At 41.4% G+C, this 6,485-nt stretch carries 8 protein-coding genes and 1 pseudogene; 2 read left to right on the forward strand and 7 right to left on the reverse strand.

Annotation, left to right across the window (positions count from 1 at the left end; genetic code table 11):
* Positions 1–79 precede the first annotated feature (79 nt).
* Positions 80–739: a phosphatase PAP2 family protein gene (locus tag FPZ49_RS32610; protein ID WP_144854514.1), complete on the reverse strand. Its 660-nt coding sequence runs from the start codon at positions 737–739 to the stop codon at positions 80–82.
* Positions 740–759: 20 nt separating this feature from the next.
* Entirely contained in the window at positions 760–1,044 is a 285-nt protein-coding gene (locus FPZ49_RS32615; RefSeq protein ID WP_391563899.1) for an MFS transporter, read from the reverse strand.
* Between the two features lie 125 nt (positions 1,045–1,169).
* Between FPZ49_RS32615 and FPZ49_RS32620 the strand changes: the two genes are divergently transcribed.
* Both FPZ49_RS32620 and FPZ49_RS32625 read left to right on the forward strand, forming a co-directional pair.
* Positions 1,170–1,910: a glycosyltransferase family 2 protein gene (locus tag FPZ49_RS32620; RefSeq protein WP_144854518.1), complete on the forward strand. Its 741-nt coding sequence runs from the start codon at positions 1,170–1,172 to the stop codon at positions 1,908–1,910.
* A 170-nt stretch (positions 1,911–2,080) separates the two neighbouring features.
* The gene (locus FPZ49_RS32625) at positions 2,081–2,785 is read left to right on the forward strand and encodes a VIT1/CCC1 transporter family protein (RefSeq protein ID WP_144854520.1); all 705 of its coding nucleotides are present in this window, start codon (positions 2,081–2,083) and stop codon (positions 2,783–2,785) included.
* Positions 2,786–2,905: 120 nt separating this feature from the next.
* On the opposite strand, the gene FPZ49_RS32630 is transcribed toward FPZ49_RS32625, so the two are convergent.
* The 5 genes and pseudogenes from FPZ49_RS32630 to FPZ49_RS32650 all read right to left on the reverse strand — a co-directional run.
* Positions 2,906–3,292, reverse strand: a complete 387-nt coding sequence (locus tag FPZ49_RS32630) for a rhodanese-like domain-containing protein (protein ID WP_144854522.1) — start codon at positions 3,290–3,292, stop codon at positions 2,906–2,908.
* Between the two features lie 92 nt (positions 3,293–3,384).
* On the reverse strand, positions 3,385–3,867 hold the full coding sequence (locus FPZ49_RS32635; protein ID WP_144854524.1) for a DsrE/DsrF/DrsH-like family protein: 483 nt from the start codon (positions 3,865–3,867) through the stop codon (positions 3,385–3,387).
* A gap of 80 nt (positions 3,868–3,947) precedes the next feature.
* The gene (locus FPZ49_RS32640) at positions 3,948–4,262 is read right to left on the reverse strand and encodes a rhodanese-like domain-containing protein (RefSeq protein WP_144854525.1); all 315 of its coding nucleotides are present in this window, start codon (positions 4,260–4,262) and stop codon (positions 3,948–3,950) included.
* A gap of 15 nt (positions 4,263–4,277) precedes the next feature.
* Positions 4,278–5,057, reverse strand: coding sequence for a sulfite exporter TauE/SafE family protein (locus tag FPZ49_RS32645; RefSeq protein WP_144854527.1), 780 nt, complete (start codon positions 5,055–5,057; stop codon positions 4,278–4,280).
* A 290-nt stretch (positions 5,058–5,347) separates the two neighbouring features.
* Positions 5,348–6,364: pseudogene (locus tag FPZ49_RS32650) on the reverse strand (ABC transporter ATP-binding protein); the annotation flags it as partial.
* Positions 6,365–6,485 lie beyond the last annotated feature (121 nt).

A 6,485-nucleotide genomic window follows, 5' to 3' on the forward strand; every position in this document is an offset into this window, starting at 1 on the left:
CCCCATAGGGTATATCAATAGGCTGTGCAAAATTTTATATGGCTGCTTATTTTAATTTTAGAAGGAATTTCTTCAGCGGTTACGAATGCTTCAACGAGGATCGTTTAACTTTTTCCTGATATCTCTGATAAAACCAAATCGAAACAGCTAACCAACTTCCGCTGGCTAAGAACCCACCGAGAACATCGCTTGGATAATGAACGCCCAAATAAATCCGACTGATTCCAATGGCGATGATCATTATGATGCTAGATATTATTAGCAGTCCACGACCAACCGATGTTGAAATATGGCGCCATAGCAAAAAAGCGAGTATCCCATACATACTAAAAGCAGCCATAGAGTGCCCGCTTGGAAAACTGAACCCGTTGGCATTCACGATGCGATGTAATGTGGGACGGGCACGATGGAAGATGATTTTTAATGTTTCATTTAAAAGCGCCGACCCGGCGACCACCCATATAAATAAAATCAACTCTCTTCGGTGATGAAGAATTTTATAAAGAAAAAATAGAACAAGCACCGTAAGCATGACTACGGGATATCCGCCCCCAATGAAGGTAAAGAATTTCATGATCGTCGTGAGCTCGGGTGCTTCTAAGCCTTGAACAAATGAAATGATCGCATTGTCAAACTGGGCTATCTTTTTATCGGATACTAAGAGGGCTATAACGCCAAATGCTATTGCGCTCAGAAGGCTTATGAAAAAAGCGCGGGTAAGCTGTAATTTCAAATTCACTTTGAAAAGGCTCCTCCTTCTTAAATTCGAAAAATGATCATGAGCAATGCGGCCAGTATAGCAATAATGCTGCTTGTGCTAAAAGCAATCAGGGGACCAAACGTCTGCCACAAAAATCCTGCGATAATGCTGGCTGGTAATGCTGCAATGCCAACCATTGCGTTATATGTACCCATCGCTGTTCCCCGTTGCCCTTCAGGTACAATATCGGCAATATATGCCTTTTGTATTCCCTCCGTGAACGCATAATATAGACCGTAAAATACGAACAGGACCCACATCCACGCTGCATTAACGTGCCCCACTAGATTCAGTGCCGGATATGCACCTAACTTTAGAAGAAGATAGGGTGCAGCATAGGAATCTTGTTGGTGTCTTTCATAGATTGTATAGGTAAATTTCCACAAAACTCGGAGAAGGTGTCATAAACATGAGTGTTTTTCTCTACTCGGGACAGGTGAATTCCAGCAAAACGTTAGGGGTCTCCATTATAACGTGTACGAATCGTCCGCATTTCTTCAATACCTTACTCAACAATTTCAAAAGACAACAGTACAAAGTGAAAGAGCTTATTATTATCTTAAACAAGAAGAGTATGGACCTTTCAGAATATCGTCGAAAGGTTTCTTCGTTTCGAAATATCTCAATTTTTAAATTGCCGGAAAAGGTTTCTTTGGGGAGTTGTCTGAATTTTGGGATTAGAAAAGCAAAATACTCGGTCATTGCCAAGTTCGACGACGATGATTACTATTCACCAAATTATTTAAAGGAGCAAGTTGGGGCTTTGCGTCGTACAGGCGCCGGAATCGTCGGGAAAGGTGCTCATTTGAAGTTTTTTGAAAGAAACCGTCTTCTTGTTATGACAACCCCTTCCAAAAAAAATAAATTCGTAAAATACGTCGCGGGAGGAACACTTCTGTTCAAAAAGCAGTTACACAATCGCGTCCGATTTGCTTCACTGACTCTTGGGGAAGATGTCAACTTTATGCGAAAAAGCCGGGCTTTGGGATATAAGCTTTTTGCCACTTCTCCTTACAACTTCGTTGGTATAAGAAGGAAAAATAAACAGAGCCATACATGGAAAGCAAGCGACAAGGTAGTAATGAAAGGGAGTTTGTTTGTTGCAAAAACAACAAACTTCCGGAAGTGGGCAGATCGACCGATAAAATGAGTTCCGTTAAAGTTCGTTGTTGATTTTCCATTAAAACAAAACCCACCATTTGTTGGTGGGTTTATGCTTGCGTCAATAAGAATTTGTCTTTGCTGTCATTATTTACAGCGGCATGTGGCATTTTAAATGAGAATAAAGAATAAATAATTAAAACTGGGAGTGGAGGCACGATGGAGAATACAAAAAGCAGAGGGCACATCGAGAAACATTTTACGGCGCCCGATATGATTCGGGATATAGTGATTGGCATGTCGGATGGGCTTACGGTTCCTTTTGCTCTTGCGGCGGGATTATCAGGGTCCGTTTCTGCGACGAATATTGTTGTTATAGCAGGAATTGCTGAAATCGCAGCAGGGTCAATTGCAATGGGGCTAGGCGGTTATCTGGCTGCACGAACCGACCGAGAACATTATGCAACCGAGTTAGAGCGAGAACGGAGAGAAATCGTCGAGGTCCCCGAACGGGAAAAAGAAGAGGTCGCCGAAATTATAAGAAGCTGGGGACTTCGTGAACCGGATATCCAATCGGCTGTTGAGGCAATCAGTGAAAATCAGGATAGATGGGTTGATTTTATGATGAAGCATGAACTTGGGCTGGAGGAGCCTGAGCCCAAAAGGGCTAGAAATAGTTCGTTAACTATCGGTCTATCGTACATAGTGGGAGGACTTATCCCTTTGTCCCCCTATATATTCATCAATCAATCCCGTTCTGCTTTAATGATCTCCGTTATTGCAACATTAATTGCATTGTTCATTTTTGGTTATGTCAAAGGGAGATTTACCGGCTCAAAACCATTGAAAAGCGCATGGCAAACAACACTTGTTGGTGGTTTGGCAGCGGGAATCGCTTTTTTTGTCGCCAAAATAATTTCTTAGCAAATGGATCCTCAGCTGGAGTTCAATATGGAACCGGATGCCGCGACAATGGCAGCAGCCGGTTTATTTTGTTGGGAAACAAATTCAATATACTATACTAGTCGATGGCTAATGATTTTTTTATTTTGCAATTTTTCCTTTCCAAGACATGATGCCACCTTGCAAATGCGCCAATTCTCGATATCCATTCCTTTGGAGAATCCGTGCGGCTTGTTTGCTTCTCATCCCGCTCCGGCAGTAGAGATACACATGTTTATCTCTGGGAATTTCATCTATTCTGTTTTTCAACTGGGACAGCGGAATATTGATCGCTCCTGGGATAAAACCTTGTGTTACTTCCATTGGCTCACGAACGTCAATTAAGAATTTAGGATGATTCCCTTTCAATTCATCTCGAAACTGATCCTGCATTAGATTTTTAAGACCTTTTACTCCGGCAAACCGGGTATAAATAAACCAAAGCAGAATAGCAACCGTCACGAAGTTTAAAATCAATTTATAATCCATGGCTATCCTCTTTTCTTTACTGCGTTAACGGCTTTTAACCAACAAACTCAACCGCTTGTTTAACTAATTTAGTAGGTATACTATCATCTGAATTAAATAAATAAATTCACTTTTGCATCCGTTGCATCGCCCAAATATGCAGCAACCCCTGCATATTCAATGCCATCCAGCAATTCTTCCTTTTGCAAACCAAGCAAGTCCATGGTCATTGTGCACGCTACTAATTTGACCCCTTGCTCTTGAGCTAATTCAATAAGCTGGGGAAGAGACAGCGCATTGTGCTTTTTCATTACATGCTTAATCATTTGAGGACCTATTCCACCAAAATTCATTTTGGACAATCCAAGCTTATTCGCCCCGCGCGGCATCATTTTTGCAAACATTTTTTCCAAGAAGCCCTTTTTAACGAATACTTGGTCATCTTTGCGAAGTGCGTTTAGTCCCCAAAAGGTAAAGAATATGGTCACTTCATGGTCATACGCAGCGGCTCCATTGGCAATAATAAATGCCGCAATAGCTTTATCTAATTCTCCACTAAACAGAACAATCGTAGTTTTTTCTTTATTTTCTGCCATGAGCCGATCACCCATTCTTTAGCTTTCACATTCCAATGTTCGATCAACTTGTACAATGCTCATTACATAGCCTCCTAAAGTTATTTACCGTACGACACGTCTCCGGACCATTCCAACATGCCTCCAAGCATGTTAACGACGTTATAACCTAAACCGTATAAATATTCACATGCTCTTCCGCTTCGATTGCCACTGCGGCAGACAACGATCGTTTCTTTCTTTGGATCAAGCTCATTCAGCGCCCTGTTGATTTGACCTAAAGGGATATGTTTCGCTCCTGGGATGTGACCGGATTCCCATTCATCAGGCTCACGAACATCCAGAATGTTCACCTGTTCTTTTCTTTTGATGCGGTCAAGGACTTCATTCGGAAACAGTTCTTTATAAGTTTTCATGACATATCCATCCTCCTATAATAAAATCGAAATCCAAATTTTTATGACTGTGGCTGTGATCAAGCCGGCCAAGATCCATTGAAGAAGCTTTGTGTTGACTTTTTTACTTATTTTCGCTCCTATTGGCGAAGCCATGGTGCTTGCAATAATCAGTACAATGGAAGGAATTAATAGCATATGTCCACCCATTAATTTCCCAGTTGTTGAACCAATGGAGGAAATAAAGGTAATAGCTAACGAGGATGCAATGGCAACTCTAATGGGAATTTTAAGTACGACTAGCATGACAGGAACAGTAATAAAAGCCCCCGCCGCGCCTACGATTCCAGAAACAATACCGATAATTAACGCTAAAATTACGGCTAGTGGTTTATTAAATGTAACTTGGCTTAAGTCTTGAGCATCATTTCCCTTTTTCGGCAGAAACATCATAACAGCTGCAATCAGAGCCAAGCTGGCATATACGATATTGATCACAGAACTTGGCAATTGGTTTGAAACATAGGATCCTAAAAAGCTTCCCATGATAATAGATGCACCCATGTAAAGAACTAAAGTTTTATTAAGTAGTCCTCCTTTTCGAAATACGAGCATCCCCATAAAGCTTGCAAAGAAAACTTGTACTGCACTGATTGCTGTTACTTCCTGCGCGGTAAATGCTGCAAAGCCCAATACCGGAGGAATAAAAAGCAGCATGGGATAGTTAATAATCGATCCACCGATTCCCACCATTCCGGAAATGAATGAGCCCAAGAAACCAATCGCGAAAATGGTCACGATCCATGCCAAATCCATAGGACTCCTGCCTTTCTAATTAAAGTCGAACTCTGTTTGCTTCGTCCATCATACCCCACGGGGTATTAATTTAAGCAAAAAAAATTTCCATTATTTCATGCACATGAATCTCATTTAATACATATACCCGTTTGGGTATACTGATACTATAATAAATTATTTTGTTTTCGTCAACCCTCCATACCAGCCTTAGAAAAGTTATTACACCATAGCAAAAAGGGTTCACATTTCAGATCGAAATGTGAACCCTTTTTACAAGCCCAGTAATTGGATAGCAGGAGTCATACTCACTATTTCTGAGTTATCTCCTCTAGCGGAATTGCATTTAAGTTCTGTACATTAAACAATCGAGCATAAGCGCCATCCATTCTCATCAGTTCTTGATGAGTCCCTTTTTCTTTAATCTCTCCATTGTCAATAAGCACGATCTGATCCGCATGTGTAATCGTGGATAAACGATGGGCAACAATCAACGTGGTTCGATCCTTCGCTAATTTTTCCAGAGACTCTTGAATTAAGTGCTCTGACTCTAAATCGAGTGCCGAGGTTGCTTCGTCAAGCACCAGTATACGCGGATTTTTAAGAAACACTCTTGCAATGGCAATTCGCTGTTTTTGTCCTCCCGAAAGCTTTACTCCCCGTTCACCAATCTCCGTCTCATAGCCATTAGGTAAATTCATAATGAAATCGTGCGCGTTTGCCGCCTCTGCCGCTTGAAAGATCTCCTCTTCAGAAGCATCGGGACGCCCGAACAAAATGTTTTCACGCACACTGCCGCTAAATAAAATATTGTCTTGTAAAACCATTCCAATCTGATTTCTTAGACTTTGAATGGTAATATCCCTGATATCAATCCCATCTAAACGGATCTTCCCTTGCTGAATATCATAGAAACGCGGAATAAGACTGATCAGTGATGATTTACCGCCGCCGCTCATCCCGACGAAGGCGATCGTCTCCCCTGGTTTAATGCTTAAATCAATCTCATTTAAAACCCAGTCAACTGAATTGGGATATCGAAAGCACACGTTCTCAAATTCAATTTTGCCCTCGACGAATGCACTCGGCTTAGCATGGGGCGTGTCTTTGATGTCGTAAGGCTCGTTTAAAAGCTCAACAACCCGCTCTAAAGAAGCGCTCGCTTGCGTCAGCTCGGTCGATGAATTGACTAAACGACGCAGTGGGCTATATAAACGGTCCAAGTAACCAAAAAACGCAACAAAAGCACCCAGCGTGAGATGGCCATAAATCACTTGAAACCCGCCATAAAATAAGACCAGTAATGGAGCAACATCCGTTAATGTACTACAGCGGAATAACCAACACACTATGTTTGTTTTCAAGTTTTTGAAGGTATGCTAAGGGATCTTTTCTAAATCTTCTTCGAAGTACACTTTCGTTCAGTCTGTTGTTCCATCTTTTCTTTTG

The sequence above is a fragment of the Paenibacillus cremeus genome (assembly GCF_007786445.1).
Lineage (GTDB): Bacteria > Bacillota > Bacilli > Paenibacillales > NBRC-103111 > Paenibacillus_G > Paenibacillus_G cremeus.

Coding starts and splice junctions, on each gene's coding strand:
- FPZ49_RS32640 (WP_144854525.1), bottom strand. CDS start 4,262: ATGAAAACTTATAAAGAACTGTTTCCGAATGAAGTCCTTGACCGCATC.
- FPZ49_RS32620 (WP_144854518.1), top strand. CDS start 1,170: ATGAGTGTTTTTCTCTACTCGGGACAGGTGAATTCCAGCAAAACGTTA.
- FPZ49_RS32630 (WP_144854522.1), bottom strand. CDS start 3,292: ATGGATTATAAATTGATTTTAAACTTCGTGACGGTTGCTATTCTGCTT.
- FPZ49_RS32645 (WP_144854527.1), bottom strand. CDS start 5,057: ATGGATTTGGCATGGATCGTGACCATTTTCGCGATTGGTTTCTTGGGC.
- FPZ49_RS32635 (WP_144854524.1), bottom strand. CDS start 3,867: ATGGCAGAAAATAAAGAAAAAACTACGATTGTTCTGTTTAGTGGAGAA.
- FPZ49_RS32625 (WP_144854520.1), top strand. CDS start 2,081: ATGGAGAATACAAAAAGCAGAGGGCACATCGAGAAACATTTTACGGCG.